Source organism: Actinomadura geliboluensis, from assembly GCF_043197915.1.
GTDB classification, from domain to species: domain Bacteria; phylum Actinomycetota; class Actinomycetes; order Streptosporangiales; family Streptosporangiaceae; genus Spirillospora; species Spirillospora geliboluensis.
Genome location: NZ_JBICUA010000003.1, coordinates 722,231 through 748,671, shown reverse-complemented (window position 1 = coordinate 748,671; position 26,441 = coordinate 722,231). Strand labels below are relative to the sequence as shown.

The 26,441-nt window shown below is 73.9% G+C and carries 28 protein-coding genes; 15 read left to right on the top strand and 13 right to left on the bottom strand.

Annotated elements, in window-relative coordinates; genetic code table 11:
* Position 1 precedes the first annotated feature (1 nt).
* Positions 2-619: a precorrin-8X methylmutase gene (locus tag ACGFI1_RS13665; RefSeq protein WP_138635273.1), complete on the top strand. Its 618-nt coding sequence runs from the start codon at positions 2-4 to the stop codon at positions 617-619.
* The gene (locus ACGFI1_RS13660; RefSeq protein WP_392785368.1) at positions 619-2,106 is read left to right on the top strand and encodes a precorrin-2 C(20)-methyltransferase; all 1,488 of its coding nucleotides are present in this window, start codon (positions 619-621) and stop codon (positions 2,104-2,106) included. Before ACGFI1_RS13665 ends, ACGFI1_RS13660 begins: the two co-directional genes overlap by 1 nt.
* Here the strand turns inward: ACGFI1_RS13660 and ACGFI1_RS13655 are convergent.
* The 3 genes from ACGFI1_RS13655 to cbiE are packed head-to-tail and all read right to left on the bottom strand — an operon-like array spanning position 2,097 to position 4,773.
* The gene (locus ACGFI1_RS13655; RefSeq protein ID WP_392785366.1) at positions 2,097-2,831 is read right to left on the bottom strand and encodes a cobalt-precorrin-6A reductase; all 735 of its coding nucleotides are present in this window, start codon (positions 2,829-2,831) and stop codon (positions 2,097-2,099) included. The two genes, ACGFI1_RS13660 and ACGFI1_RS13655, sit on opposite strands and share 10 nt — an antisense overlap.
* The gene (gene cobM / locus ACGFI1_RS13650; RefSeq protein WP_386869297.1) at positions 2,816-3,571 is read right to left on the bottom strand and encodes a precorrin-4 C(11)-methyltransferase; all 756 of its coding nucleotides are present in this window, start codon (positions 3,569-3,571) and stop codon (positions 2,816-2,818) included. The genes ACGFI1_RS13655 and cobM overlap by 16 nt, the downstream gene beginning before the upstream one ends.
* A complete protein-coding gene (cbiE, locus tag ACGFI1_RS13645) occupies positions 3,568-4,773 on the bottom strand; it encodes a precorrin-6y C5,15-methyltransferase (decarboxylating) subunit CbiE (RefSeq protein WP_392785364.1) in 1,206 nt (401 codons plus the stop codon). Before cbiE ends, cobM begins: the two co-directional genes overlap by 4 nt.
* Positions 4,774-4,846: 73 nt before the next feature.
* Between cbiE and cobF the strand changes: the two genes are divergently transcribed.
* From cobF to ACGFI1_RS13620, 5 genes are all read left to right on the top strand, one after another.
* Positions 4,847-5,602: a precorrin-6A synthase (deacetylating) gene (cobF, locus tag ACGFI1_RS13640; protein WP_392785362.1), complete on the top strand. Its 756-nt coding sequence runs from the start codon at positions 4,847-4,849 to the stop codon at positions 5,600-5,602.
* Between the two features lie 186 nt (positions 5,603-5,788).
* A complete protein-coding gene (locus ACGFI1_RS13635) occupies positions 5,789-6,910 on the top strand; it encodes a 5-methyltetrahydropteroyltriglutamate--homocysteine S-methyltransferase (RefSeq protein WP_138635267.1) in 1,122 nt (373 codons plus the stop codon).
* Between the two features lie 152 nt (positions 6,911-7,062).
* The gene (locus tag ACGFI1_RS13630; RefSeq protein ID WP_392785360.1) at positions 7,063-7,899 is read left to right on the top strand and encodes an undecaprenyl-diphosphate phosphatase; all 837 of its coding nucleotides are present in this window, start codon (positions 7,063-7,065) and stop codon (positions 7,897-7,899) included.
* 67 nt (positions 7,900-7,966) lie between these two features.
* Entirely contained in the window at positions 7,967-8,710 is a 744-nt protein-coding gene (locus ACGFI1_RS13625; RefSeq protein ID WP_138635265.1) for a dienelactone hydrolase family protein, read from the top strand.
* A gap of 27 nt (positions 8,711-8,737) precedes the next feature.
* The gene (locus tag ACGFI1_RS13620) at positions 8,738-9,022 is read left to right on the top strand and encodes a DUF6295 family protein (protein WP_138635264.1); all 285 of its coding nucleotides are present in this window, start codon (positions 8,738-8,740) and stop codon (positions 9,020-9,022) included.
* A gap of 114 nt (positions 9,023-9,136) precedes the next feature.
* On the opposite strand, the gene ACGFI1_RS13615 is transcribed toward ACGFI1_RS13620, so the two are convergent.
* The 3 genes from ACGFI1_RS13615 to ACGFI1_RS13605 form a co-directional block, all read right to left on the bottom strand.
* The gene (locus tag ACGFI1_RS13615) at positions 9,137-9,532 is read right to left on the bottom strand and encodes a hypothetical protein (RefSeq protein WP_392785358.1); all 396 of its coding nucleotides are present in this window, start codon (positions 9,530-9,532) and stop codon (positions 9,137-9,139) included.
* A gap of 83 nt (positions 9,533-9,615) precedes the next feature.
* Positions 9,616-9,804: a hypothetical protein gene (locus ACGFI1_RS13610; protein WP_392785356.1), complete on the bottom strand. Its 189-nt coding sequence runs from the start codon at positions 9,802-9,804 to the stop codon at positions 9,616-9,618.
* 125 nt (positions 9,805-9,929) lie between these two features.
* Complete coding sequence (locus tag ACGFI1_RS13605; RefSeq protein WP_392785354.1) at positions 9,930-11,363, bottom strand: amidohydrolase family protein; 1,434 nt, start codon at positions 11,361-11,363, stop codon at positions 9,930-9,932.
* Between the two features lie 215 nt (positions 11,364-11,578).
* Between ACGFI1_RS13605 and ACGFI1_RS13600 the strand changes: the two genes are divergently transcribed.
* From ACGFI1_RS13600 to ACGFI1_RS13575, 6 genes are all read left to right on the top strand, one after another.
* The gene (locus ACGFI1_RS13600) at positions 11,579-12,775 is read left to right on the top strand and encodes a CaiB/BaiF CoA transferase family protein (RefSeq protein ID WP_387076768.1); all 1,197 of its coding nucleotides are present in this window, start codon (positions 11,579-11,581) and stop codon (positions 12,773-12,775) included.
* On the top strand, positions 12,768-13,586 hold the full coding sequence (locus tag ACGFI1_RS13595) for a citryl-CoA lyase (protein WP_392785351.1): 819 nt from the start codon (positions 12,768-12,770) through the stop codon (positions 13,584-13,586). Before ACGFI1_RS13600 ends, ACGFI1_RS13595 begins: the two co-directional genes overlap by 8 nt.
* Complete coding sequence (locus tag ACGFI1_RS13590; protein ID WP_386869317.1) at positions 13,579-14,442, top strand: DODA-type extradiol aromatic ring-opening family dioxygenase; 864 nt, start codon at positions 13,579-13,581, stop codon at positions 14,440-14,442. The genes ACGFI1_RS13595 and ACGFI1_RS13590 overlap by 8 nt, the downstream gene beginning before the upstream one ends.
* Positions 14,443-14,558: 116 nt before the next feature.
* The gene (locus ACGFI1_RS13585) at positions 14,559-15,764 is read left to right on the top strand and encodes an RNA-guided endonuclease InsQ/TnpB family protein (RefSeq protein WP_392785539.1); all 1,206 of its coding nucleotides are present in this window, start codon (positions 14,559-14,561) and stop codon (positions 15,762-15,764) included.
* Between the two features lie 57 nt (positions 15,765-15,821).
* Complete coding sequence (locus ACGFI1_RS13580) at positions 15,822-16,184, top strand: hypothetical protein (RefSeq protein WP_392785349.1); 363 nt, start codon at positions 15,822-15,824, stop codon at positions 16,182-16,184.
* Between the two features lie 4 nt (positions 16,185-16,188).
* Positions 16,189-17,145, top strand: a complete 957-nt coding sequence (locus ACGFI1_RS13575) for a quinone oxidoreductase family protein (protein ID WP_392785347.1) — start codon at positions 16,189-16,191, stop codon at positions 17,143-17,145.
* Here the strand turns inward: ACGFI1_RS13575 and ACGFI1_RS13570 are convergent.
* From ACGFI1_RS13570 to ACGFI1_RS13555, 4 genes are all read right to left on the bottom strand, one after another.
* Complete coding sequence (locus tag ACGFI1_RS13570; protein ID WP_301178280.1) at positions 17,132-17,932, bottom strand: IclR family transcriptional regulator domain-containing protein; 801 nt, start codon at positions 17,930-17,932, stop codon at positions 17,132-17,134. The two genes, ACGFI1_RS13575 and ACGFI1_RS13570, sit on opposite strands and share 14 nt — an antisense overlap.
* Before the next feature lie 187 nt (positions 17,933-18,119).
* Positions 18,120-18,572, bottom strand: a complete 453-nt coding sequence (locus ACGFI1_RS13565; protein WP_386869321.1) for a MaoC family dehydratase — start codon at positions 18,570-18,572, stop codon at positions 18,120-18,122.
* Positions 18,569-19,465, bottom strand: a complete 897-nt coding sequence (locus tag ACGFI1_RS13560) for an amidohydrolase family protein (RefSeq protein WP_392785345.1) — start codon at positions 19,463-19,465, stop codon at positions 18,569-18,571. The genes ACGFI1_RS13565 and ACGFI1_RS13560 overlap by 4 nt, the downstream gene beginning before the upstream one ends.
* On the bottom strand, positions 19,462-20,376 hold the full coding sequence (locus ACGFI1_RS13555) for an SDR family NAD(P)-dependent oxidoreductase (protein ID WP_364554286.1): 915 nt from the start codon (positions 20,374-20,376) through the stop codon (positions 19,462-19,464). The genes ACGFI1_RS13560 and ACGFI1_RS13555 overlap by 4 nt, the downstream gene beginning before the upstream one ends.
* Positions 20,377-20,566: 190 nt before the next feature.
* On the opposite strand from ACGFI1_RS13555, the gene ACGFI1_RS13550 reads away from it, so the two are divergent.
* On the top strand, positions 20,567-21,418 hold the full coding sequence (locus ACGFI1_RS13550) for a PaaX family transcriptional regulator (RefSeq protein WP_386869327.1): 852 nt from the start codon (positions 20,567-20,569) through the stop codon (positions 21,416-21,418).
* Positions 21,419-21,632: 214 nt separating this feature from the next.
* Positions 21,633-22,847 (top strand): cytochrome P450 family protein, encoded by a 1,215-nt coding sequence (locus ACGFI1_RS13545; protein WP_392785343.1) that lies wholly within the window; start codon positions 21,633-21,635, stop codon positions 22,845-22,847.
* A gap of 84 nt (positions 22,848-22,931) precedes the next feature.
* On the opposite strand, the gene ligD is transcribed toward ACGFI1_RS13545, so the two are convergent.
* From ligD to ACGFI1_RS13530, 3 genes are read right to left on the bottom strand one after another with little or no spacing between them, the layout of a single operon-like run.
* The gene (ligD, locus tag ACGFI1_RS13540; protein WP_392785341.1) at positions 22,932-23,888 is read right to left on the bottom strand and encodes a non-homologous end-joining DNA ligase; all 957 of its coding nucleotides are present in this window, start codon (positions 23,886-23,888) and stop codon (positions 22,932-22,934) included.
* 35 nt (positions 23,889-23,923) lie between these two features.
* Positions 23,924-24,928: a transglutaminase domain-containing protein gene (locus ACGFI1_RS13535; RefSeq protein ID WP_138635241.1), complete on the bottom strand. Its 1,005-nt coding sequence runs from the start codon at positions 24,926-24,928 to the stop codon at positions 23,924-23,926.
* A 1-nt stretch (position 24,929) separates the two neighbouring features.
* Positions 24,930-26,399: a flavin-containing monooxygenase gene (locus ACGFI1_RS13530; protein ID WP_392785339.1), complete on the bottom strand. Its 1,470-nt coding sequence runs from the start codon at positions 26,397-26,399 to the stop codon at positions 24,930-24,932.
* Positions 26,400-26,441: the final 42 nt, after the last annotated feature.

Sequence of the window (26,441 nt, the reverse complement as noted above, 5' to 3'; positions counted from 1 at the left end):
GATGGAGTACGTCCGGGACGGCGCCGAGATCTACCGGCGGTCCTTCGCGACGATCCGCGCGGAGGCCGACCTGTCGGGCCTGCCGGACGACGTCGCGCGGGTCGCGGTGCGGATGATCCACGCCTGCGGGATGACCGACCTCGTCCGGGATCTGGGCTGGTCGCCGGGGGTGGTGGCGCGGGCGCGGGCGGCGCTGCTCGACGGCGCGCCGGTCCTGTGCGACGCGCGGATGGTCGCGTCCGGTATCACGCGCGCGCGGCTGCCGGCGGGCAACGACGTGGTGTGCGCGCTGGGCGAACCGGAGGTGCCCGCGCTGGCGGAGCGGCTCGGCACCACGCGCAGCGCGGCGGCGCTCGACCTGTGGCTGGACCGGCTGGAGGGGTCGGTCGTGGCGATCGGCAACGCGCCGACCGCGCTGTTCCGGCTGCTGGAGCTGGTGGCGGCGGGCGCGGGGCGTCCGGCGGCGGTGCTCGGGATCCCGGTCGGGTTCATCGGCGCGGCCGAGTCGAAGGAGGCGCTCGCCGCGAGCGGGCTCGACCACCTGGTGGTGCGCGGGCGGCGCGGCGGCAGCGCGATGACGGCGGCGGCGGTCAACGCCATCGCCAGTGAGGCGGAGTGATGGCGGGACGGCTGTTCGGCGTGGGCGTCGGCCCCGGCGATCCGGAGCTGGTCACGGTGAAGGCGGCGCGGCTGATCGGCGAGGCGGACGTGGTCGCCTTCCACTGCGCGCGGCACGGCCGCAGCATCGCCCGGTCGGCGGCCGAGCCCTACCTGCGGGACGGCCGGATCGAGGAGCAGCTCGTCTACCCGGTGACGACGGAGACGACCGCCCATCCGGGCGGCTACCAGGGCGCGCTCGACGAGTTCTACGCCGACTGCGCCGCCCGGCTCGCCGCGCACCTCGACGCGGGCCGGACGGTCGTGGTGCTGAGCGAGGGCGACCCGCTGTTCTACGGGTCCTACATGCACCTGCACAAGCGGCTCGCTCCGCACTACCCGGCCGAGGTGGTGCCCGGTGTGACGTCGGTGAGCGCGGCGTCGGCGGCGGCCGGGCGCCCGCTGGCGGAGCGGGAGGAGACGCTGACCGTCCTGCCGGGGACGCTGCCCGGCGACGAGCTGGCCGAGCGGCTGCGCGCGGCGGACGCGGCGGCCGTGCTCAAGCTCGGCCGGACGTTCCCCAAGGTCAGGCAGGCTTTCGAGGACGCGGGCCGGCTCGGCGACGCCTGGTACGTCGAGCGGGCGTCCACCGGCCGGCAGCGGGTCGCGCCGCTCGCCGAGGTCGACCCGGCGGACGTCCCGTACATGTCGCTCGCCCTGCTGACGAGCCCGGCGGAGCGGTCGTTCGAGGCGCCGCCCCCGGCCCGGCCGGAGGGCCCCGGCGGGGTGTGGGTGGTCGGGCTCGGCCCGGCGGGACGGGCCTGGCTCACCCCGGAGGCGCAGGACGTCCTCGCCTCCGCGACCGACCTCGTCGGCTACGGCCCCTACCTGGACCGGGTGCCGCCGAACCCGCGGCAGCGGCGGCACCCGTCCGGGAACCGGGTGGAGGCCGACCGGGCCCGGCACGCGCTGGCGCTCGCGCGGGACGGGGCGCGCGTCGCCGTCGTCTCGTCCGGCGACCCGGGCGTGTTCGCGATGGCGGCGGCGGTGCTGGAGGTCGCGGCCGACGACGCGTTCGCGGACGTGCCGGTGCAGGTCGTGCCGGGGCTGACGGCGGCGCAGGCCGTCGCGGCGCGGGCGGGCGCGCCGCTCGGCCACGACTTCTGCGTGCTGTCGCTGTCGGACATCCTCAAACCGTGGGACGCGATCGCGCGGCGGCTGTCCGCGGCGGCCGCGGCCGACCTGGTCGTGGCGCTCTACAACCCGTCGTCCAGCCGGCGCAGGCACCAGCTCCCGGCGGCGCGCGACCTGCTGCTGGAGCACCGCTCCCCCGAGACGCCGGTGGTGATCGGACGCGACGTCGGCGGCCCCGAGGAGAGCGTGGCGGTGACGACGCTCGGCAAACTCGACGCGGAGCGGGTCGACATGCGCTGCCTGGTCATCGTGGGGTCGTCCACCACGCGGGTCACTGACAAGGGCGTGGTCTACACGCCGCGCCGCTACCCCTGAGCCCAGGCGGCGGCCGCCGCCACGTCGTGGGTCGTCCGGACGCCTTCGGGGGGCGGCGGCCGGTCGACCATGACGACAGGGATGCCCGCGTCGCGGGCGGCGGTGAGCTTCGCGCGGGTCATGGCGCCGCCGCTGTCCTTGGTGACCAGCACGGTCAGGCGGTGGGCGCCGATCAGCGCGCGCTCGCCGTCCACGGTGTAGGGGCCGCGCGCGAGCAGGACCTCCACGTTGGACGGGACGGGCGGCTCCGGCGGGTCCACCGACCGGGCGAGAAACCATGCGTCGGCGCGGGCGGCGAACACCGGGATGCTGCGGCGGCCCGTGGTGAGGAACGCGCGGGCTCCGGCGGGCAGGGCCTCGGCGGCGGCCGGCAGGGACGGGACGCGGCGCCAGTCGTCGCCGTCCCCTTCCGTCCAGCCGGGGCGGCGCAGCGCGAGCAGCGGCACGCCGGTCAGCCGGGACGCCCGCGCGGCGGAGGCGCTCATCCGCTCCGCGAACGGGTGCGTGGCGTCCACGAGGCGGTCGGTCCGGTGGTCGCGGAGCCAGGCGGCGAGCCCTTCGGCACCGCCGAACCCGCCGACGTGCACCTCCCCCACCGGCAGGCGCGGGTCGGTGACGCGCCCGGCGAGGGACGACACGACATGGACGTCCGGGCGCGCGTCCGCCAGCGCGGCGGCGAGGGCGCGGGCCTCGGCGGTGCCGCCGAGGATCAGGACGCGCCGCACGCCCGGTCCCGGCCCGCGCTGTAGAGGTGGCTGTCGGGGAACGCCGACGCCGTCAGCACCCGGCCGACCACGATCACGGCGGTGCGCTTCACCCCGGCCTCCCGGACCAGCCCGGCGATGTCGGCAAGGGTGCCGCGCAGCACCAGCTCGTCCGCGCGGCTGGCGCGGGCGACGACCGCGACCGGGCAGTCCGCGCCGTAGTGCGGCCGCAGCTCGGCCGCGACCTCGTCGATGCGCTGGACGGCGAGGTGCAGCACCATCGTGGCGCCGCTCGCGCCGAGGGTCGCGAGGTCCTCGCCGGGCGGCATCGGGGTGGCGCGCACGGCGGTGCGGGTCAGGATGACGGTCTGCCCGACGCCGGGGACGGTCAGCTCCCGCCCGAGCGAGGCCGCCGCCGCCGCGAACGCCGGGACGCCGGGGACGACCTCGTACGGCACCCCCGCCGCGTCGAGCCGCCGCATCTGCTCGGCGACCGCGCTGAACACCGACGGGTCGCCGGAGTGCAGCCGGGCGACGTCCAGGCCGGCGCGGTGCGCGGCGGTCAGCTCGGCGGTGATCTCGTCGAGGGTGAGGTTCGCGGTGTCGACGCGGCGGGCGCCGGGCGGGCACGCGTCCAGCAGCTCGCGCGGCACCAGCGACCCCGCGTACAGGCACACCGGCGCCGACTCCAGCACCCGCAGGCCGCGCACGGTGATGAGGTCGGCGGCGCCGGGGCCGGCGCCGACGAAGTACACGGTCACAGGGTGTCCTTCCGGGCCGTCCAGACGGTGACGGGCATCGCGGGGCGCCAGCCGGTGAACCCGCCGAGCGGCGCGGCGCGCTCCACGCCGAGGCGGACCAGCTCCCCGCCGTGGGTGCGGCGGTACTCGGCCACCTTCACCTCCGATTCGAGGGTGACGGCGTTGGCGACGAGGCGGCCGCCGGGCTGGAGCGCGTCCCAGCAGCGGTCCAGCAGGCCGGGGGTGGTGAGGCCGCCGCCGATGAACACCGCGTCGGGTCGCGGGAGGCCGTCGAGGGCGTCCGGGGCGCGGCCCTCCACGACGCGGACGCCGGGCACGCCGAGGGCCTTGGCGTTGCGGCCGATCCGCTCCACCCGCTCGGGGCGGCTCTCGACCGCGACGGCCGCGCAGGACGGGTGCGCCCGCGCCCACTCGATCGCGACGCTGCCCGACCCGGCGCCGACGTCCCACAGCAGCTCGCCCGGCAGCGGCGCGAGCCGCGCCAGCGTCACCGCCCGGACCTCGCTCTTGGTGATCTGCCCGTCGTGCTCGTAGGCGTCGTCGGGCAGGCCCGCGACGCGGGGCAGCGGCGCCGCGTCCGGCCCGGGCACGCACTCGACGGCGACGACGGTGAGCGCGGAGGCGGCCGGGCCGCTCCAGCGGGAGGCGACGCCGTGCGCCGCCGCCTCGTCCGCGCCGCCGAGGTCGGACAGGACGGTCATGCGGCTCGGGCCGAAGCCGCGGCCGGTGAGCAGCGCCGCGACGACCCTCGGCGCCTCCCGCCCGGCGCCGAGGACGAGCACGCGGCGGCCCGGCGCGACGAGCGCGTTCAGCGTCTCGGCGGGGCGGCCGACGAAGCTGACGACGTCGGTGCGGTCCAGCGGCCAGCCGAGCCGGGCGCACGCCAGCGACGCCGACGACGGATGCGGCAGCACCCGCAGCCGTCCGGGGCCGACCAGGTCCGCGAGCGTGGAGCCGATCCCGTAGAACATGGGGTCGCCGCTCGCCAGCACGGCGACGGCGCGTCCCGCGTACCGCTCGACCAGCCCGGGAAGCGCCGGGAGCAGCGGGGACGGCCACGCGACCCGCTCGGCGCCCCCGTCCGGGACGAGCCCGAGCTGCCGGGCGCTTCCGAGCAGCACGTCCGCCTCCCGCAGCGCCGCGCGCGAGACCTCCGGGAGCCCGTCCCAGCCGTCGGCGCCGACGCCCACGACGGTGATCACACGCTGGTCCACTGGCCCCCCGGCCGCTCGGGTGAAATGCGGCGCCAAGTCTATAGCTGGCACTATTGGCCAGGTGAAGCGGCTTTTGATCATCGGCATCGGCGCGGGCGACCCGGACCACCTGACGTTCCAGGCGGCCAAGGCCATCGCCGCCGCCGACGTGTTCCTCCTCGTCGGCAAGGGCGAGGCCAAACACGACCTGGCCGGGCTGCGGCACGACCTCATCGCCGCGCACGGCCGCGCCCCGTACCGGATCGTCGAGGCCCGCGACCCCGAGCGCGACCGCACCGCAGACGGCCCCGCCTACACCGCCGCCGTCGAGGACTGGCGGTCCCGCCGCGCCCGCATCTACGCGGACTTCGTCCGGGACGAGCTGGCCGACGGGCAGACCGGCGCGCTGCTCGTCTGGGGCGACCCCGGGATCTACGACAGCACCCTCGCGGCGCTGGCGGAGGTCGACGCCGAGTTCGAGACCGAGGTGATCCCCGGCATCAGCAGCGTGTCGGCGCTGACCGCCCGGCACCGGATCGGGCTGACCCGGGTGGGCCGCCCCGTCCACCTGACGACGGGCCGCCGCCTCGCCGCCGAGGGCGCCACCGCCGACGACGTCCTCGTCCTGCTCGACGCGCACTGCTCCTTCACCGGCGCAGGCGACGACTTCCACATCTACTGGGGCGCCTACCTCGGCACGCCGGACGAAATCCTCATCTCCGGCCCGGTACGCGAGGTGGCCGACGAGATCCGCACCACCCGCGCCGAGGCCCGCGCCCGCAAGGGCTGGATCATGGACACCTACCTCCTGCGCCGCGAACCCCCCGCTCACGACTGAACCGGCAGGGCGCGCACCACACGGAGCCCATTTCCTCGCGCACCCCGTCAGCGAACTGTCCGGCTACCCGTCGTCGGCGGTGGTGCGGGGCAGGTGGGGATGCATTTTCGGCAATTCATTGATCGCCGTTACAGGCGTGCCTAGATTGGGCAGGACCACGTTCTTTCCCGTGGAAGGAGCACCGTCTTGTCTCAGCGCACCCTGCCCCCGTTCCGCGCCGACCACGTCGGCAGCCTGCTGCGTCCGCCGGAGCTGCTGGCGGCCCGGGGCGAGCACGCCGCCGGCCGCATCGACGACGCGGCGCTGGCCGCGGCCGAGGACGCCGCCATCCGCGACGTGGTCGCCATGCAGCGCGAGGCGGGGCTGCGGTCGGCGACCGACGGGGAGTTCCGCCGCACGTCGTGGCACATGGACTTCATCTACCGGCTCGGCGGGATCAGCCCGGCGGACGAGAAGATCAAGGTGCGGTTCCACGGCGACGCCGGGGACATCGAGTTCACCACGGCGGCGCTGCGGGTGCACGGCAAGGTCCGGCTGGAGGAGACGATCTTCGCCGACCACTTCGCGTTCCTGCGGGACGCCGCCGGGGACGGGGTGACGCCGAAGCTGACGATCCCGTCGCCGAACATGGTCCACTACCGGGGCGGGCCCGCCGCGATCGACCCGGCGGTCTACCCCGACGTCGAGGAGTTCTGGTCCGACCTCGCCGCCGCGTACGCCGAGCAGGTGCGGCGGCTCGGCGAACTCGGGTGCCGGTACCTGCAGCTCGACGACACCAGCCTCGCCTACCTCAACGACCCGGCGCAGCGCGCCATGATCAGCGAGCGGGGCGACGACGCCGAGCACCTGCACCTGCGCTACATCCGGCAGATCAACGCCGCGCTGGCCGGGCGCCCCGAGGGGATGAACGTCACCACGCACATGTGCCGGGGCAACTTCCGCTCCTCCTGGACGGCCGAGGGCGGCTACGACTTCGTCGCCGAGGCGCTGTTCGGGGAACTGGACGTGGACGGCTTCTTCCTGGAGTACGACGACGCGAGGTCGGGCGGGTTCGAGCCGCTGCGGTTCGTCCCGCCGGGGAAGATGGTCGTGCTCGGGCTGGTCACCACCAAGCGCGGGGAACTGGAGTCGAAGGACGACCTCAAGCGCCGCGTCGACGAGGCGGCGCGGTTCGTGCCGCTGGAGCAGATCTGCCTGTCGCCGCAGTGCGGTTTCTCCTCCACGGTCGAGGGGAACGTGCTGACCGCCGAGCAGCAGGCGGCGAAGCTGCGCCTCATCGCGGAGACCGCCGAGGAGATCTGGGGCTAGGCCGCCCGCGGTCCGCGGCGGCCGGCGCCTGACCTTTCGGTTAATGATGGGTGAAGTTATCTCCTTGAGCGCAGGTCGCGCCCGGCGCCCGGCGTAGCCTCGGTGCGGATCCCGCAGGGCCGGAGCGGGGACGGGGCTGGAGAGGAACGTCGTTGAGCGTCATCAATGTCGGGCAGGCGATCGTCCTCGGGATCGTGGAGGGCCTGACCGAGTTCCTCCCGGTGTCCTCGACCGGGCACCTGAAGATCACCGAGGGCCTGATGGGCATCCCGGTGGACGACAAGGCGGTCGTCGGCTTCACCGCCGTCATCCAGGTCGGCGCCATCGCGGCCGTGCTGGTGTACTTCTTCTCCGACATCGTCCGGATCGTGAAGGCGTGGGGCCGCGGCATCGTCGACCCGAACGCGCGGTACCACCACGACTACAAGTTCGGCTGGTGGGTCATCTTCGCCACCATCCCGGTGGTGGTCGTCGGCGTCGCCGCCAAGGACGCCATCGAGGGGCCGCTCGCCTCGCTGTGGGTGGTCGCCGGGTCGCTGCTCGGCGGGAGCGTCGTGATGTGGCTCGCCGACCGGCTCGGCCGGCACAAGCGCGGCGAGGACGACACCTCGTTCACCGACGCGATGCTGATCGGGTCGGCGCAGATCCTCGCCATGCTGTTCCCCGGCTTCTCCCGGTCCGGCGCGACGATGTCGGTCGGGCTGATGCTCGGCCTCGACCGGGTCGCCGCGACCCGGCTGTCGTTCTTCCTCGGCATCCCCGCGCTGACCGGCGCCGGCATCTACGAGCTGCCGTCCGCGCTCGGCACGTCGGTGGACGCGCTGCCGCTCGCCGTCGGCACGGTGGTGTCGTTCGTCGTCGCCTACGCGTCCATCGCCTGGCTGCTGCGCTTCGTCGCGCGGCACAGCTTCACGTCGTTCGTGGTCTACCGGATCATCATCGGGCTGCTGCTGTTCGGGCTGCTCGGCGCCGGCACGTTGAACGCCTGAGGACCGCCCCGGATGGGGAAGACTGTCACGGTCCACGGACCGATATGAAAGCGGAGCACTGACAGTCATGAACGATGCGATGTGGGCCGGGACCGTCGCCTTCGGCGGGCACGACGGCGCCGAACTGGAGGGGTACCTGGCGCGTCCGCTGAACGACGCCCCGCGCGGCGGCGTGGTGCTGATCCACCACCTGCCCGGGTACGACGCCGGGACGAAGGAGTTCGCCCGCACGTTCGCCGCGCACGGGTACGCGGCGGTCGTCCCGAACCTGTACTCGCGGGAGGGCGCCGGCGTCAGCCCGGACGACCAGGCCGCCGCCGCCCGCGCGAAGGGCGGCGTGCCGGACGAGCAGCTCGTCGGGGACGTCGCCGGCGCCGCCGCGTACCTGAACTCGCTGGAGCACGCCAACGGGCGGATCGGCGTGATCGGGCACTGCTCCGGCGGGCGGCAGGCGTTCCTCGCCGCCTGCTCGCTGGACATCGACGCCGCCGTCGACTGCTACGGCGCGTTCGTCGTCAGCGAGCCGCCGGCGGACGCCGGGCTGAAGATGACGCCGCTGCTGTCGAAGGCGCCGGACCTGTCGTGCCCGCTGCTCGGCCTGTTCGGCGAGGACGACAAGGCCCCGCCGCCGGACGAGGTCGCCGTGCTGGACGCGGAGCTCACCAAGCTGGGCAAGGAGCACGAGTTCCACACCTATCCGGGTGCCGGGCACGCGTTCTTCGCCGTCGAGCGGCCCGCGTTCCGGCCCGCCGCCGCCAAGGACGGCTGGGAGAAGATCTTCGCGTTCTTCGGCCGCCACCTGGCCGCCTGACCACCCGACCGCCTGAGAGGAGACGCCATGTGCACCTACCAGACCTTCAAGGTCGAGCTCGACGGCGCGGCGAAGGGCGCGGCCGGCTGGTTCACGCTGACCGACGGCGCCGTCTACGTCGACCACCCGTACCACGCGTGCCACGAGCACACGGTCAACATCGACTTCACCAATCCGGGCGCCGGGCCGTCGGCGCGCGTCGCGGTCGAGCTGACCGAGGAGGCGGCGCTGGCGCTGGTGGCGGCGATCCAGCAGGCGCTCGCGGCCGCCCCGCCCGGTCTCGCGTCCGGGCGGGACTCCACGGCGGCCTGACGCTCCGCGGGCGGCGCGGCCCCTGTGTCGCGCCGCGCCCCCGCCGGTCACTCCCCGGCATGGGCGCGGCGCGACTCGGCGATGTCGGATATCGACCGGGCGCGCTCCCGGAACTCATCGGTCCCCGGGAAGGATCACCTCCGCGGGGGCCGGGTCGGTGTGCAGGAGGCCGACCAGGTCGGCGCGGCGGTCGAGCACGGCGCGCTGGTCGACGTACCCCTTGTCGGTCAGCTCACCGTGGGCGAGTGAGGCCGGGTCGTCCAGGACGAGCAGCCGGACGATCCGCCGGGACGCCCCGGTCGCGCCCGCGTTCAGCCGGTGCAGCGCCGTGCCGAGCGCCGCGCGGACGTCGGCGCACGCCGCCGCCCTGGCCGGGTCCAGCCAGACCATCGCGCCGACGCCGGCGGTGTCGTGCCCGGTCAGGACGGCGTCCGAGACGAGCCCGCCGCAGGCGCCGAGCAGCGTACCCGGCGAGGACGTTGAAGTACACGGTCGGGCGCACTTCGGCAAGGTTGCGGACCGTGCGCTTCACGGCCTCCGGGCCGGGCCGCCCGTCGTCGACGTAGAGGGTGCCGCCGTGCCGGACAGGATCATCACGGGCGGCCGGACGCGCCGCGGTCCCGGTCGGCGACGAGGAGCCGGCCGGGACGCGCGGCGGCGGCGTCCCGGAAGAGGTGCACCATGCTCGCGGCAGGGGGGACGGGCGCGAGCGCGGACTCCAGGACGAGCGAGCCGTCCACGCGCCGGTCGGCGAGCGTCGTCGGTGCGGCGAACAGGTCCATCGGTCACCTCGGTTCGCGGCCGGCGTGCGGGGCGCGGGCGGCTCGGAGCCGTCCTCCGCGAAGTTATACAGTTTTTTGAAGGAGCGTCAAGAGAACGTCGAGCCTCTTTCCGGCGGGCGCGCGGCTCACCGGGTGCGGGTGGCGTCGCTGCGGTAGTCCGTGTAGGTGTACGGGTTGTCGAGGATCTTGGTCTCAGGGACGTCGGGGTTCATGCCCGCCGCCCACGCCTCCTCGCCCATCGACCCGCGCAGGTACTCCACCGTCGCCTCGACCTCGCGGTGCGCGGCGGCCAGGTCGACGCCCACCAGCCGGTGGTCGTGCTTGACCACGCGCCCGTTCACCACGACGGTGTGGACGTCCCCGCGCTGCGCCTGGAACGCGACGTGCCCGTAGGGGTTGAGGACGGGGAACGACACCGGCGAGTGGTCGTTCTTGATCAGGACGACGTCGGCCTTCTTGCCGGGTTCGAGGCTGCCGAGGTCGGCGCGGCCGAGCGTGCGGGCGCCGCCGCGGGTGGCCCAGTCCACGACCTGGTCGGCGCGCAGGCTGCAGTGGGTGACGGTGTCGCCGTTGCCGTGCGCCTCCAGGTGCATGCGGGAGCGGTCGGCGCCGAGCGTCGCGCGCATCGCGGAGAACAGGTCGCCGCTCCACCACACGCTCGTGTCCATCGACAGCGACACCGGGATGCCGTGCGAGCGCAGCGCCCAGGTGGGCGGGTAGCCCTGCCCGGCGCTCTGCTCGCTCTCCGTCGACACCGAGATGGAGCCGCCGGTGGCGGCGATGCGGTGGTAGGAGTCCGCGGACAGGGACGCGGCGTGCACGTACACCGTCTCGGGCGTCATGAACCCGTGGTCGTGCATCTGCTTGATGCCCTCGTCGCTGGTCGCGCCCCAGACGCCGGCGTGGGTGGTGACGGGGACGCCGAGGTCGCGGGCGGTCTCGAAGGCGGGCCGCTCCGGGAAAGACGGGTCGCCGAGCACGTCGAACGCGACCTGGAAGCCGAGCATGTCACCCCCGGCGAGCTCGCCCGCGAGGCCGCGGAACTCCGGCGTCGCCGTCCACTCGGCGGGCGGCGCCTGGATGTTGCCGTAGGCGAGGACGAACCGCCCGGGGACCGCGCGCAGCGCGTCCACGGCCGCGTCGGCGTGCCCGGGGGTCTGCAGGCCGTGCGACCAGTCGACGACCGTGGTGACCCCGGCATCGATCGCCTCGATCGCCGCGAGCAGGTTCCCGGCGTGCACGTCCTCGGGCCGGAACCGCTTGCCGTGCTCCAGGTAGTACCAGACGAAGTACTGGGTCAGCGTCCAGTCGGCGCCGTAGCCGCGCATCGCGGTCTGCCACATGTGCCGGTGCGTGTCGATCATCCCGGGCATGACGATGCCGCCGGACGCGTCGATCTCGGCGGTGCCGTCCGGCACCGGGAGGCCGGGGCCGACCGCGGTGATCCGGTCGCCCTCGATGAGGACGTCGGCGCCGTCCAGGACGGCGCGTCCGTCGGTCATCGGCAGCACCGTGCCGCCGCGCAGCACCAGGGGGCGCCCCGGCTCGAACTCGCTCATCATCGCTCTCCTCGTCTTGGGGCCCGACCGCCGGGAGCTGTCACGGACCGATGTCCGCTCTACGGTCATAGCTGCTGGGAGCCACTCTCGTCACCGCTAGTCAAAGTGTCAACCACTTGACCACTCTGGATGCGGGCATGCCAGAATCAGAGAGGCGGACGACTGTCCGTTGAACGGACGAGCACGGCGTGAACGCGAGAGAGCAAGGGAGCCGGATGACTGACGACACCGCGCGCGGCGGGCCGCTCTCGGGGGTGCTGGTGGCGGACTTCTCCCGGATCCTGGCGGGGCCCTACGCCACCATGCTGCTGGCCGACCTCGGCGCGGACGTGATCAAGGTCGAGGGGCCGGGCGGCGACGACACCCGCACCTGGACGCCGCCCGCGCGCGGCGACGCGGCGACCTACTACCTCGGCGTCAACCGAGGCAAGCGCTCGATCGCGCTGGATCTCCGCGACTCCGAGGACGCCGCCGCGGCCCGCGAGCTGGCCCGCCGCGCCGACGTCCTGATCGAGAACTTCAAGCCCGGCGGCCTCGCCCGCTTCGGCCTCGACTACGCCGCGGTCCGCGCCGCCAACCCCGGCATCGTCTACAGCTCGATCACCGGGTTCGGGTCGGGCGCCGGGCGGAAGGTCCCCGGCTACGACCTGATGGTGCAGGCGATCTCCGGGCTGATGAGCCTGACCGGCGACCCGGACGGCCCGCCGTACCGGGCGGGCATCTCGGTGTTCGACGTGATGGCGGGCAACCACGCGGCGATCGGCATCCTCGCGGCGCTGCGGCACCGGGACGCGACCGGCGAGGGCCAGCTCGTCGAGGTGAACCTGCTGTCGTCGGCGCTGACCGGGCTCGTCAACCACAGCTCCGCCTACGTCGCCGGCGGCACCGTCCCGTACCGGATGGGCAACGCGCACCCGAGCGTGTTCCCCTACGAGCCGCTGCCGACCGCCGACAACGACCTGATCGTCACGGCGGCGAACGACGGCCAGTTCCGCAGGCTCTGCGTCGTGCTCGGCATCCCGGAGGTCCCCGACGACCCGCGCTTCGCGACCAACGCCGACCGGACCGCCAACCGCGCCGAGCTGCGCCCGATCCTGGTGGAGCGGCTGAAGCGGCGCGGCGCGGTCGAGTGGTTCGAGCTGCTGGTGGACGCGGGCGTGCCGAGCGGGCCGATCAACACCATCGACGGCGGCTTCGCGATGGCCGAGCGGTTCGAACTGGACCCGGTCGTGGTGGTCGGCGAGGGCGACCACGCGGTGCCGACGACCCGGCACCCGATCCGCTTCTCCCGGACGCCGGCGACCTACCGGCTCCCGCCGCCGGACCTGGACGAACACGGCGCCGAACTGCGTCAATGGCTGTCAGAGCCGCAGGGCGCGAACGGATCCGAGGGGGACGACGACCGTGGCTGACGCACCCGAGTACCCGACGGCGCTGGGCGCCTCCAGCCGGGAGACGATCACGCTGCTCGGCCACGACCTGGCGCGGGACGTGATGGGCGAGGTCGGGTTCGGCGAGCTGGCGTTCTGGTTGGCGGCGCAGCGGCGGCCCGCGTCCGGCGAGACGCGGGTCTTCGAGGCGGTCCTCGCCGCCCTCGCCGACCACGGCTTCACCCCGACCGCGATCGTCACCCGGCTGACGTACCTGTCGGCGCCCGACTCGGTGCAGGGCGCGCTCGCCGCCGGGCTGCTGGGCGGCGGGTCCCGCTTCCTCGGCGTCACCGAGGACACCGGCCGCTTCCTCCACGGCGTCCTGGCCTCGGTGGAGGGCGGCCTCCCGTCCGACGACGCCGGGTGGGACGCGCTCGCGCTGCGGACCCTGCAGGTGGAGCGGGAGGCGAAGCGGTTCGTCCCCGGCCTCGGCCACCACGTGCACAAGGACGGCGATCCGCGCACTCCCCGGCTGATGCAGATCGCCACCGAGGAGGGCCTGTTCGGCCCGCACCTGTCGCTGTTCGCCGCGATCGGCCGCGTCCACCCCGAGGTGCTCGGCAGGACGCTGCCGCTGAACGGGGCCGGCGTGTGCGGCGCCGCGCTCGCCGACCTCGGCCTGCCGCTGGAGCTGCTGCGCGGGTTCGCGCTGCTCGCCCGCACCGCCGGCCTGATCGGGCAGCTCGCCGAGGAGCTGCGCCGCCCCGTCGGCAACGAGATCTTCCTGTCGGTGGACCTCAACAACCGGTCCGTCGCCCCCGACCCCTACACCCCCGAGGACCGTCATGGCTGAACTGGTCGCTGTGATCGCTTCGACCCACCACCCCTTCTACCACCGCGCGAGCACCGCGACCGGCGAGGACCGCCCCGACTTCGCGGACGAGTGGGTCCGCAAGGTCGAGGCGTTCCGCGCGACGCTGACCAAGGCCCGCCCGGACGTCCTGGTGATGGTCGGCTCCGACCACTTCCACCAGCTGTGGCTGGACAACATGCCGCAGTTCCTCATCGGCAAGGCGCCGTTCTACGACGCCAACTGGTACAACGAGGAACGCGAGTTCGGGCTGCCGCGCATGCTGCTCAAGGGCCAGGAGGACCTGTCGGCCTACCTGCTGCGCGAGGGCATCGACGCGGGCTTCGACCTCGCGTTCTCCAACGAGCTGCGCATCGACCACTCGATCACGTGCCCGATCATCACGCTGCGCCCGCAGAACGACCTGCCGATCGTCCCGGTCTACACCAACATCTTCGCGCCGCCGCTGCCGCGGCCGAAGCGGTTCGTCCAGCTCGGGCGGACGATCCGGGAGCTGGTCGAGTCGTGGCCCGGGGATCGGCGCGTCGCGGTGATCGGCACCGGGCACCTGTCCCTGGAACTGGGCGGGCCGCGCCAGTTCGGCCCGCACGGCCCCGACCCGGACTTCGACGCGAAGGCCGTCGAATGGATCTCCTCCGGCGACATCGAGGGCTGCCTGGCGGAGGTCACCCTCGACAGCCTGCACGCGCCCGGCAACGCCACCCACGGGTTCATGGACTTCATGCTGATGATGGGCGTCGCGGGCGAGGGCCGGAAGGCCGACTACGTCGACACCTACGACCTGTTCCACACGATGGAGGCGTACTTCACCTGGTATCCAGCAGCAGGCCCGAAATGAACTCCCATTCCATCATGAGCCGCCTGGTGCAGCCGAAACAGTCGGAGAACGAAGTCGAGCGACATGCCACTCCGGCATCCACCACACGCATCTTGCTTTTTTGTAAAGTGCCGGTCATGCGGACGGCGTACAAGTGCCGGGCCTACCCCGACCCTGAGCAGGCGGCCATGTTCGGCCGCACGTTCGGCTGCGTCCGCCTGGTCTGGAACAAGACACTTGCCGAACGCCGGCGCGCCTACCGCATCGACGGCAAGCGCACCTCCTACAAGGAGACCGACGCCGCGCTGACCATGTGGAAGAAGACCGAAGAGCTGGCGTTCCCAAGCGAGGTGTCGTCGGTCCCTCTGCAGCAGGCACTGCGGCACCAGCACGCCGCGTTCGCCAACTTCTACGCCGGACGCGCTCGCCACCCGCGATTCAAGTCGCGGCACTCCCGCCAGTCCGCGCATTACACCCGCTCGGCGTTTCGGATGAAGAAGGCCGAGTTGTGGATGGCCAAGAGCACTGCGCCGCTTAAGTTCGTGTGGTCGTTCGACGATGTGGACCCGGCCACCCTCACCCCCACCATGGTGGTGATCTCGCGTGATCCGGACGGCCGCTGGTACGTGACCTTCGCTGCCGACATCGACACCCCCGAAGCCCTGCCCGCCGCCGGGCACGCCATCGGCATCGACCTGGGCGTAAAGGACTTCGCCGTCACCAGCGACGGGGACCGTGTCGCCAACCCCCGGCATCTGGAGCGCAAGGCCGCGAACCTGGCTCGGTACCAGCGGCGGATGGCCCGGAAGCAGCCCGGGTCGGTCAACCGCCGCAAGGCCAAGGAGAAGGTCGCCCGCGCCTGCCGCAAAGTCCGGAACGCCCGGCGAGACTTCCTCCACCGCACCAGCACCGACCTCATCCGCCGGGCGGACGTGATCGTGATCGAGGACCTCGCGGTCGCCAACATGGTGCGCAACCGCAGCCTTGCCCGTGCCATCTCCGACTGCGGGTGGGGAGAGTTCCGCCGCCAGTTGGAGTACAAAGCCGAGCGTGCCGGGCGCACCCTGGTCGTGATCGACCGGTGGTACCCCTCGTCCAAGACCTGCTCGGCCTGCGGCCACCTACTGGATGAGTTGAGCCTGTCGACCCGGCGCTGGACGTGTCCGGGCTGCCGCACCCGGCATGACCGGGACCACAACGCGGCCAAGAACATTCTTGCGGCTGGTCGAGTCGCAGCCGGAGGCGGCGCCTCCGGCGATGTCTGTGGAGCTGATGTCAGACGGCAGGGGTCCTCCCTTCCGCGGTCGGCCGCGAAGCAGAAACCCCTACAGCGCGAGCCGTAGGAGTCCCTCCCCGCGGGGAGGCGACGAAGTCAACTGGTATCCGAACGGAGCGGACGCGTGAGCAAGTATCTGCTGAACAAGTTCCTCTACACCGTCGACCGCGACCCCGGCCTCGTCGAGCGCTACCGGGAGGAGCCGGAGGCGACCGTGGCCTGGTGGGAGGAGGAGCAGGCCAACCGCATCATCAACTGCCACGGCGGCGAGTCGTCCACCTGGCTTCGGTTCGAGGACGACGAGCGGGCGGCCCTCGCCGGGCACGACTACCCCAAGCTGTTCGAGCTGGGCGCGCACCCGTTCCTGACGCTGACGCTGTTCATCGCGATGTTCGAGCGCGACCACGCCGAGCCGCTCGGCTTCCAGCTGGAGTACGCGCGGCGGCTCGGGCACTTCGCCCTCCCCTACCCCGACATCGCGACCTGAGCCGATGCGCGCCGCGGAGATCAGGGAGCCCGGCCGCCCGCCCGTCGTGGCGGACCGGACGCCTCCCGTGCCGGGGGGCGGCGAGGTCCTGGTGGACGTCCTCGCCGCGCCCATCACGCCGCTCGACCTGCTGTGCGCGAGCGGGACGTCCTACTTCGGGACGCCCGCGACACCGTACGTGCCGGGCGTCCAGGGCGTCGGGACGTACGGGGGCCGGACGGTCTGGTTCCCGTCCCCGGCCGGGATGGCGCCGGGCGACGGCAGCATGGCCGAGGTCGCGGCCGTCCCGGCGGCGTCGCTCGTCGAGCTGCCGGACGGTGCCGACCCCGTGCGGCTGGCGGCGCTCGGGCTGTCGGCCGTCGCCGCGCACATGGCGCTGACCTGGCGCGGCGAGCTCGCCGCCGGTGAGCAGGTCATCGTGCTCGGCGCGGGCGGGGTCGTCGGCCAGGCCGCCGTGCAGCTCGCGCGGGCGGCGGGCGCGCGGCGGGTCGTCGCCGGCGCCCGGTCGCCGGACGCCCGGGCGCGGGCGGCGGCGGCCGGCGCGGACGCGGTCGTCGTCCTCGACACCGCCGACGTCGCCGAGCTGGCCCGGCGGTTCGCGGACGCCGCCGACGGACCGGTGGACCTGGTCCTCGATCCGCTGTTCGGCGCCCCGGCGGCGGCAGCGGCGCGGACGCTGCGCCCCGGCGGGCGGCTCGTCAACCTCGGGGGCTCGGCGGGCGAGACGTGCCCGATCGACTCCGCCACCCTGCGCGGGAGGTCGCTGCGGCTGCTCGGCTACACCAACAACGAGCTGTCGGCGGAGCAGCGGGCGGCGTCGATCGCGTTCGTCGCGGAGCGGGCCGCGTCCGGGAGCCTGGCGGTGGCCCACGAGACCGCGCCCCTGGAGGACGCGGCGGACGCGTGGCGGCGCCAGGGCGACGGGACGGCGGCGGGGCGGATCGTCCTCACCCCGCGGTGACCTGGGGGACGGTCTCCAGCCGGGCGAAGTCGGCGCTGATCTCCCCCGCCGTGTGCAGCAGCAGCGGCAGGTGCTCCTCCAGCAGCTGCTCGACGGGCGTCTCGGCGGCGTGGGTGTTGACGTTGATGCCCGCGATGACCTTGCCCGAGCCGTCCCGCAGCGGCGCCGCGACCGAGCGGATGCCGCGGGCGAGCTGCTCGTCGGTCAGCGCCCAGCCGCGCGCCCGCACCTCGCGCAGCTCCGCGTCCCGCTCGGCCTTGGTGAGCTGGACGCGCGGCTCCAGCCCGGAGCGGGTCGGCTCGGCGAGGATCCGGTCGACCTCGGCGGGGTCGAGCGCGGCGAGCTGCACCTTGCCGAGCGAGGTCTGCAGCGCGGGGAACCGGGTGCCGATCTGCACCGCCAGCGCGACGATCTTCGGGACGGCGACGCGCGCGACGTAGACGATGTCGGACCCGTCGAGCTGCGCGATCGAGCACGACTCGTTCGTCCGGGCGACGAGCCGCTCCATGTGCGGGCGCGCCACGTCCCACAGGCCCATGGACCGGACGTAGGCGACGCCGAGGTCGAGCACGCGCGGGGTGAGCGCGTAGCCGCCCTCGCCCGCCCGGACGTAGCCGAGCTCCTGCAGCGTGAGCAGCACGCGGCGGGCGGTCGGCCGGGCGAGCCCGGCGGCCTCGGCGACCTGCGCGAGGGTCATCACCGGCCGCCGCGCCTCGAACGCGGTGATGACGTCCAGGCCCCGGGCCAGCGCCTCGATGAAATCCGGTCCGGTGCCTTCCCGTGGCATCGATCATCCCCTCGCCGGCCGTCTCAGATCACTCGGCTGTCCATCATACGGACACATGACCGGAGGTCCGCGACCCGCCCCTGTCGGGGCGTGCCGCGGACCCGGGCGGCGGAGGGTGCGGCCGGGCGGCGGGAGCGGACGCAGAGCGGACAGCCCGGCCCGGCGGGGCCGCGCTAGGGCGATGGTGCTACGGGTGGAAGCGGAAGATGCCCTGGAGGACGCAGGCGGGCTTGTCGGCGTTCTCGATCTCCACGACGAGGTCGGCGGTGACCTGGACGCCGCCGGCGACGTCCGCCACGTCCGCGAGGGTTCCGGAGAGGCGGATGCGGGAGCCGGCCGGGACGGGGGCCGGGAAGCGCACCTTGTTCAGCCCGTAGTTGATCTTCGTGGTGACGCCGGTGACGTCGAGCAGCTCCGTCCACAGCGGGATGACCAGCGACAGCGTCAGGTAGCCGTGCGCGACCGGGCCGCCGAACGGGCCGTCCTTGGCGCGCTCGGGGTCGACGTGGATCCACTGGTGGTCGTCGGTGGCGTCGGCGAAGGTGTCGATGCGGGACTGGTCCACCTCCAGCCAGCGGCTGGTGCCGAGCGAGCCGCCCGCCAGGCTCTTCAGGTCCGCGTACGCGACGGTCGTGCTCATGCCTCCTCCTCGCCCGCCGGAGCCAGGCCGAGGGCCCGCACGGCGTTGTCCTTCAGGATCTTGGGGCGGACGTGCGGCTTGATCTCCAGCTCCGCGAAGTCGCGCCGCCACCGGTCCGGGGTGATGACCGGGTAGTCGGAACCGAACAGGACCTTGTCCTGCAGCAGCCCGTTGGCGTACCGGACGAGTTGCGGCGGGAAGTACTTCGGCGACCAGCCTGACAGGTCGATGTAGACGTTCGGCTTGTGCGTGGCGACGGCGAGCGCCTCGTCCTGCCAGGGGAACGACGGGTGCGCCATGATGATCGTCAGTTCGGGGAGGTCGACGGCGACGCCGTCCAGCAGCATCGGGTTGGACAGGCCGAGCCGGATGCCTCCGCCGCCCGGCATCCCGGCGCCGATCCCGGTCTGCCCGGTGTGGAACAGGGCCGGGACGCCGTGCTCGGCGGCGACCTCCAGCAGCGGGTACGCGCTGCGGTCGTCGGGTGCGAAGCCCTGCAGCGACGGGTGGAACTTGATGCCGCGGACGCCGCGCTCCTCGATCAGCCGGCGGAACGTCCGGGCGCCGGCGCGCCCCTTGGCCGGGTCGATGCTCGCGAACGGGATGAGCACGTCGGGGTGTTCGGCGGCGCGGTCGGCGATCTCCTCGCTGGAGATGGCGGGGTGCCCGGTGGCGTTCTCCGTGTCGACGGTGAACACGACGGCCGCCGTGCGCCGCTCGCGGTAGTAGGCGGCGATCTCGTCGATCGTGGGCGTGCGGTTCTGGCCGGCGCCGAAGTACTTCGCCGACGCCTCCATGAACTCCTCTGGCAGCGACAGGTGGCCGTGCCCGTCGGACTCGACGTGGACGTGGACGTCGATCGCCTCCAGCGCGGCCAGGTCGAGGCCGCTCACGCGGCGCCCTCCGGGGCCGCGGGAAGGTTCTCCCCGACACTCTGCTCGTGCTCGGCGAAGACCGCCGGCCAGACCCCGGCGATGTCGGCCGCGGCCCAGCCGCCGTCCCGGTAGGCGGCGACGGCCTGGGTCGGGTGCGTCCAGAGCGAGAGCCGGTCGCCGCCGATCCCGATGGCCTGCCCGGTGATGCCGGACGCGGCGTCCGAGGCGAGGAAGGCGACCAGCCCGGCGGCGTCCTCGGGGGTGCCGAAGGCCAGCGCGCGGCGCGCGAACGGCGGCATGGCGCGGCCCTCCCGCATCGCCGCCACATAGGGCGCGAGCGCGGGGATCGTCTCGGTCATCGCGGTGGCCGCGACGGGCACGACCGCGTTGACGGTGACGTTCGCGCGGGCCAGCTCCATCGCCCAGGTCCGGACGAACCCGACGATCCCGGCCTTGGCCGCGGAGTAGTTCGTCTGGCCGAAGTTGCCGCGCTGCCCGGCCGGCGAGCCGACCAGGATGAGCCGGCCGCCCTCGCCCTGCTCGCGGAACCGGACCGCCGCCGCGCGGGCGCAGGTGAACGTGCCCTTCAGATGCACCCGGACGACGGTGTCGAAGTCGTCGTCGGTCATCTTCCACAGCACCCGGTCGCGCAGGACGCCGGCGTTGGTCACCATCACGTCGAGCCGGCCGAACTCCGCCACGGCCCGCGCGACCAGCGCGTCGGCGGCCTCGGCGGGGCCGACCGCGGCGGGGTGCGCGACGGCCCGCCCGCCCGCGGCGGCGATCCGCGCCGCGGCCGCCTCGGCGGCGCCGGCGTCCGCGTCGTTGACGACGACGGCCGCGCCGGCGCGGGCGAGTTCGCCGGCGTAGGCGAGGCCGAGGCCCCGGCCGGCTCCGGTGACCACCGCCACCTTCCCGTTCAGCTCCATTGCCACCCTTCCGATCCGCGTTGTGCCCTAGAAGCTAGATTCATTGCTGTCGCTCGTCAAGATTTGTTCGAATAAAGTGGGACGCGGCCGGAGACCGGGGGCGGCATGGTGGGATGTCCAGCGACGGCGCCGTCCCACCGATGGCGGCGTCCACCGATGGCGGCGAACGGCGACGACGGAGGGACGGGGCATGACCGGCGAGCAGGACGACGCGTCCGCGAGCGCACGGCCGCGCCGGCGCGCCCCGCAGCAGCTGCTGTTCAGCTTCCTCGGCTCGCTCGTCCTCGACCGCGGCCTCCCGCCGATCAGCTCCCGGGTCTTCCTGCACCTGCTGGAGGACCTCGGCGTCGCGGAGGCGGCCGGCCGCGCCACGCTCGCGCGGATGACCCGCAAGGGGCAGCTCGCCCGCGTCCGGGAGGGCCGCACCGCGCGGTTCTCGCTCACCCCGTGGGCCGAGGAGCTGCTCCGCGAGGCCACCCCCCGGGTCCGCTCGGCGGAGCCGTTCGCCCACCCCGGCGGCGAGTGGACGCTGCTCAGCTACTCCATGCCGGAGAGCCGCCGCGACCTGCGCCACCAGATCCGGGCCCGGCTGATCTGGGCCGGCTTCGGCGGGCTGCGCGACGGGCTGTGGATCGCGCCCGGCCGGGTCGACATCGGCGCGATCTTCGCCGGCCCTGCGTTCGCGGGGCTGGCGGAGTTGGCCGACGCGTTCTACTCCGTCCCGGTGGAGGGCACCGACGTGCCGCGGCTGTTGCGCCGCGCCTGGGACGTCCCGGCGATCCGCGCCGAGCACGAGTCGTTCATCGCGACCTGGACGCCGGACCGGGAGCGGCGCGGCAGCCCGCTCAGCCGGCTCACCCTGCTCGGCGCCGACTGGCTGCAGCTGCTGCGCACCGACCCGGGCCTGCCCGCCGAGCACCTGCCCGCCGACTGGCCGGCGCCCGCGTCCACCGCCCTGTACCGGGAGCGGTTCGCCGCCCTCGAACCCGACGCCGCCGACCAGCTCCGCACCCTGCTCGCCGCCGACGCCGGCCGCCGCTGACCGGCCGGGCGGCGGTGCGTACCGCTTGCCGTGCCACCCCGAATCCGGGCTGAGGATTTCCGCGCGGCCATTTAAGGAATGGCCGAAAATGCGGCCGCCGGACGAGTCCGCACGGTGATCTGGCGGCCCGGCGCGGCGCCCCGTACGTTGGCTGCGTCGGTCATTCGGGAGCCGCCCGCGGGTGCGCTCCGACGCGTCCGTGGAGAGGGCAGCAATGGAGAATCCGCTCGTCATCGATCCGTCCGGCGGCGACGTCCAGGGAGAGGCCGCGAAACTGCGGGCGCGCGGCCCGGTGACGCTCGTGGAACTGCCCGGCGGCGTCGTCGCGTGGGCGGTCACCGGCCAGGAGCAGCTGAAACGCCTGCTGGCCGATCCGCGGGTGTCGAAGGACCCGAATCTGCACTGGACGAAGTACATCGACGGCGAGATCGCCGAGGACTGGCCGCTGCGCCTGTGGGTGTCGGTGCGCAACATGTTCACCGCCTACGGCGAGGACCACCGCCGGCTGCGCGCCATCATCTCCCGGGCGTTCACGCCGCGCCGCACCGAGGCGCTCCGGCCCGACGTCGAGCGGATCACCGCCGGCCTGCTGGACGGGCTCGCCGCCGCCCCCGGCGGGCGCGCCGACCTGCGCGAGGCGTTCGCCTACCCGCTGCCGATCGAGGTGATCTGCCGGCTGTTCGGCGTCCCGGAGGAGACGCGGCCGAGCCTGCGCCGGTGCGTGGACGGCATCTTCAACACCGCGCTGACGGCGGAGGAGGCCATCGCCAACCAGACCGAGATGTACGGCATCCTGCAGGACTTCGTCGCGTTCCGGCGCCGCGAGCCCGCCGACGACCTGGCCGGCGTGCTGATCTCCTCCCGCGACGAGGACGGGTCGCGGCTCAGCGAGGAGGAGCTGGTCGACACGCTGATCCTGATGATCTCCGCCGGGCACGAGACCACGGTGAACCTGCTGGACCAGGCGATCACCGCGCTGCTGACGCATCCGGAGCAGCTCGCGCTCGTCCGGTCCGGGGCGGTGCCGTGGACGGAGGTGATCGAGGAGGCGCTGCGCTGGCAGGCGCCCGTGGCGAACCTGCCGCTGCGCTACGCCGTCGAGGACATCGACGTCGACGGCGTCACGATCGGCAAGGGCGAGGCGATCCTCGCCGCCTACGCGGCGGCCGGGCGCGACCTTTCCCTGCACGGCGACAGCGCCGACGCCTTCGACATCACCCGGGCCGTCAAGGAGCACATCTCCTTCGGCCACGGCGTGCACTTCTGCGTGGGCTCGCCTCTCGCGTGGATGGAGGCCGAGGTCGCCCTTCCGGCGCTTTTCGCCCGCTTCCCGGATATGGAGCTCGCCGTCGATCCGGGCGAGCTGCGGCCGGTCGAGTCGTTCATCTCCAACGGGCACCGGTCGCTGCCGGTCAGGCTGAATTCCTGAGCTTTCGCCGCGCTTTTCCCCGGCCTGCTCGCGAGACCGGGGAAAAGCAGACCGAGGAAAAGCGCGGGGCGGCCCGCGGATGCGTCAGCCGGCGTCGCGGCGCGCCTTGGCCCGGCGCTTGCCCTCGTGCATCGCCTGGACCCGCGCGATCGGGATCGTGTGCCCCTCCTCGACCAGGTCGGCGGGGAGGGACTGCGGCGCCGGCAGCAGCTCCGACCACGGGTCGCGGTCGCCGAGGACGCCGAGCGCGGTCCTGATCGTGAAGTCGGCCGGGGCGACGCCGTCGAGGTCGTCCCACGCGACGGGGAACGAGACGGGCGCGCCGGGGCGGATGCGGGGGCTGTAGGCGGCGGCGACGGTCGCGCCGCCCGCGCGGGTCGAGTCGAGGAACACCTTGCCGCCGCGGTCCTCGCGGATGAACGCGGTCGTCGCGAGCTCCGGGTCGAGCCGCTCGGCGCGGGCGCCGAGCGCGCGGGTGGCGGCGGCGACGTCCTCGACCTCGGCCGTGCCGTCCAGCGGGACGAACACGTGCACGCCCTTCGCGCCGCTGGTCTTCACCGCGCCCGCCAGCCCGCAGTCGTCCAGCGCCCGCCGGACCAGATGCGCGGCCTGCACCGCCGCGCCGAACGCGTCGGTGCCCGGCGGGTCGATGTCGATCACGAGGTGGGTGGGGCGGTGCGGCGCGTCCGCGCGGAACAGCGGCGGGTGGTACTCGACGGCGCGCTGGTTGGCGAACCACAGCAGGGTGCGGCGGTCGTCGCACAGCGCGTACGACACCTCGCGCCGCGACGTCTCCGCCCACACCGTCACGGTCCGCACCCAGGACGGGGTGTACTTCGGGACGTTCTTCTGCATGAACGGCTTCTGGCCGCGCAGCACGCGGATCACCGACAGCGGACGCCCGGCCAGCTGCGGCACGAGGCGCCCGGCGACGGCGTCCAGGTAGTCGACCAGGTCGCGCTTGGTCGCGTCGGCCCCCTCGAACAGGGGCTGGTCGAGGTTCGTCAGCCGGACCCCGTCACGCTCCTCATCGGCGCTCACCCCACCACCATCGCACGCCCGTCCGACAAACCCGCTCAGGCCACGGGGACGAGGGACGCGCTCACGCGGGGCACGTGCCCGGCGGCGCAGGTGTGGGACGCGATGTCGGCGCCGACGCCGAGCGCGGTGGGGACGAGCCGGTTGGTGCGGAAGGCGATGCCGGGGTCGCGCAGCATCGGGTTCGCGCCCGGGATCACCTCGGCGAGCAGCACGAACGTCGGGTCGATGACCTTGGTGACGCCGTCCTCGTCCTCGACCTCCACCCAGGCGTGCACGAGGTCCGGCAGGCCGACGACCCAGCCGATCCGCGTCGTCGCGGGGATGCCCTCCTCCCGGCACAGCCGGGCGATGTAGCGGCTGGCCGAGCCGCAGCTGGCGAACCCGCGCGGCACGAGGGACTCATCGTCGCGCATGGCCTCGGGGAGGCGCAGCCAGCGCAGCTCCGCGCCCATGAACTCGCGCAGGATCGCGCGGAGCGCGGGCGAGCGCAGCACCGGGCAGTCGCCGACCGTCCGCAGGACGGCGGAGAGGGTGAGCGCGGGGCCGGACGCGCGGGCGGTCGCCGCCGTCCCGGCGTGCTCGTTGCGCGCCGCGCCGGCCGGGTGCGCGCGGACGTGGCGGACCCGCCCGCCGTAGGCGCCGGTCCGCGGCCGGGCGAGGGTGTTGCGGGCGCCGGGGCGGCAGCCGTCCGGGGAGCCGCAGGCGACGCGCAGCTCGAACCGGGAGACGCGCGGCGCGATGAGGTCCTCGCAGGACGCGCGGGTCCAGCGCAGCGCGGAGGCGACGGTCCGCTCGATCCCGGTGCGGCCGGAGCCGGAGTAGAGGGCGATGTTGAAGATGTCCCGGGAGTCGAAGCGCTCCCGGCCGCGTTCGCCGGTGGCCGGGAGGCCGTGCCGGACGAGGTCGGTCAGGGTGGCGTCGGGGCAGGCGAGCATCGCGGCGGCGTCGGCGCGGCCGGTGTCGGGGCGGTGGTGCTCGGGCGGGATGACGAGGAGGCCGTCCAGGGTGCGCAGCAGCGGGTGAGCGGTGGCCCGGCCCATGTCAGCGCTTCACGAACCGGTAGTCGGACGGGTCGAGGGTGCGGGTCCGGCGGCGGTAGGCGAGCATCGATCCGGGCCAGTTGCTGGCGTTGCGGCGACCGTCGCGCAGGTACCAGCTGGTGCAGCCGCCGGCGTTCCAGACCGTCCCGTCCAGGCGGCGCTGGAGACGTTCGTCGAACTCGGAGAGCACGCCCTCGCGGACGTCCATGTAGAGCACCTCCGGGTCGCGCAGGGCGCGGACGGCCTGCACGATATAGGCGATCTGGCTCTCCAGCATGTGTACCACTGACCCGGAGCCCACGTTGGTGTTGGGCCCGTACATCAGGAAGAAGTTCGGGAAACCGGCGACGGTCAGGCCGAGGTAGGCGCGCGGGCCGTCCTGCCAGGCGTCGTCCAGCGCGCGTCCGTCCAGGCCGGTGACGCGCATGGGTGCGACGAAGTCGTGCGACCGGAAGCCCGTGCCCATGATGATGGTGTCGACCTGGTGGGCGGTGCCGTCCGCGGTGACGACCGCGTCGGGCGTGACCTTCACGATGGGGCTGGTGACGACGTCGACGTGCGGCAGGTTGAGCGTCCGGTAGTAGTCGCTGGAGACCAGGACGCGCTTGCAGCCGAGTTCGTAGCCGGGCGTGAGGTCGCGGCGGGTCCGCTTGTCGCGCACCGCCCACCGGGTGGTGCGGCACAGCGCCCGGATGTGCGCGGACAGCACCCGGCGGCCGCGCGGGGAGATCAGCATCGGGTTGAGCAGGGCCTCGAACCAGAGGAACACCCCGAGCCTGGACAGCCGCTGGAGGACGGGGAGCCGGCGGTTGAGCCGGGAGCGGAGGCGGGGGTAGCGGCGGTCCCACTTCCAGCCGACCCACTGCGGCTCCCGCTGGAAGACGGTGAGCTTCGCGGCGTCCGGCGCGATCCGCGGGACGAACTGGACGGCGCTCGCCCCGTTGCCGATGACGGCGATCCGCCGTCCGGCGAGGTCGTGGCCGTGGTCCCAGCGCGCGGAGTGGAACGCGGTGCCGGCGAACGTCCCCAGGCCGGGGATGTCGGGCAGGGCCGGGCGGCTGAGCTGGCCGCACGCCGAGACCAGGACGTCCGCCGCGAACTCCTCGCCGGCGGCCGTCCGGATGGTCCAGCGCCCGGTCGCGGCGTCGAAGTCGGCGCCGGTGACCTCCGTCCCGAACCGGACGTGCTCGGTGACGCCGTACTTGCGCGCGCAGTCCCGCAGGTAGTCGAGGATCTCCGGCTGCGGCGCGAACCGGCGCGACCAGTCGTGCTTCGGCTCGAAGGAGTAGGAGTACAGGTGCGAGGGGGCGTCGCAGGCGGCGCCGGGGTAGGTGTTCTCCCGCCATACGCCGCCGAGGCCGTCCGCCCGCTCGAACACGGTCAGCTCGGTGCACCCGGTGCGTTTCAGCGCGATGGCCAGCCCCAGCCCGCTGAACCCGCTTCCGACGATCGCGACAGACGGCCCGCTCATGCCAACGTCCCTTCACCGCCACCGCCCGCCAGCCTAACCGCT

Coding starts and splice junctions, on each gene's coding strand:
- ACGFI1_RS13625 (WP_138635265.1), top strand. CDS start 7,967: ATGAACGATGCGATGTGGGCCGGGACCGTCGCCTTCGGCGGGCACGAC.
- ACGFI1_RS13590 (WP_386869317.1), top strand. CDS start 13,579: ATGGCTGAACTGGTCGCTGTGATCGCTTCGACCCACCACCCCTTCTAC.
- ACGFI1_RS13575 (WP_392785347.1), top strand. CDS start 16,189: ATGCGCGCCGCGGAGATCAGGGAGCCCGGCCGCCCGCCCGTCGTGGCG.
- ACGFI1_RS13600 (WP_387076768.1), top strand. CDS start 11,579: ATGACTGACGACACCGCGCGCGGCGGGCCGCTCTCGGGGGTGCTGGTG.
- ACGFI1_RS13585 (WP_392785539.1), top strand. CDS start 14,559: ATGCGGACGGCGTACAAGTGCCGGGCCTACCCCGACCCTGAGCAGGCG.
- ACGFI1_RS13550 (WP_386869327.1), top strand. CDS start 20,567: ATGACCGGCGAGCAGGACGACGCGTCCGCGAGCGCACGGCCGCGCCGG.
- ACGFI1_RS13660 (WP_392785368.1), top strand. CDS start 619: ATGGCGGGACGGCTGTTCGGCGTGGGCGTCGGCCCCGGCGATCCGGAG.
- ACGFI1_RS13570 (WP_301178280.1), bottom strand. CDS start 17,932: ATGCCACGGGAAGGCACCGGACCGGATTTCATCGAGGCGCTGGCCCGG.
- ACGFI1_RS13545 (WP_392785343.1), top strand. CDS start 21,633: ATGGAGAATCCGCTCGTCATCGATCCGTCCGGCGGCGACGTCCAGGGA.
- ACGFI1_RS13610 (WP_392785356.1), bottom strand. CDS start 9,804: ATGGACCTGTTCGCCGCACCGACGACGCTCGCCGACCGGCGCGTGGAC.
- ACGFI1_RS13665 (WP_138635273.1), top strand. CDS start 2: ATGGAGTACGTCCGGGACGGCGCCGAGATCTACCGGCGGTCCTTCGCG.
- ACGFI1_RS13620 (WP_138635264.1), top strand. CDS start 8,738: ATGTGCACCTACCAGACCTTCAAGGTCGAGCTCGACGGCGCGGCGAAG.
- ACGFI1_RS13535 (WP_138635241.1), bottom strand. CDS start 24,928: ATGGGCCGGGCCACCGCTCACCCGCTGCTGCGCACCCTGGACGGCCTC.
- ACGFI1_RS13555 (WP_364554286.1), bottom strand. CDS start 20,376: ATGGAGCTGAACGGGAAGGTGGCGGTGGTCACCGGAGCCGGCCGGGGC.
- ACGFI1_RS13565 (WP_386869321.1), bottom strand. CDS start 18,572: ATGAGCACGACCGTCGCGTACGCGGACCTGAAGAGCCTGGCGGGCGGC.
- ACGFI1_RS13530 (WP_392785339.1), bottom strand. CDS start 26,399: ATGAGCGGGCCGTCTGTCGCGATCGTCGGAAGCGGGTTCAGCGGGCTG.
- ACGFI1_RS13605 (WP_392785354.1), bottom strand. CDS start 11,363: ATGAGCGAGTTCGAGCCGGGGCGCCCCCTGGTGCTGCGCGGCGGCACG.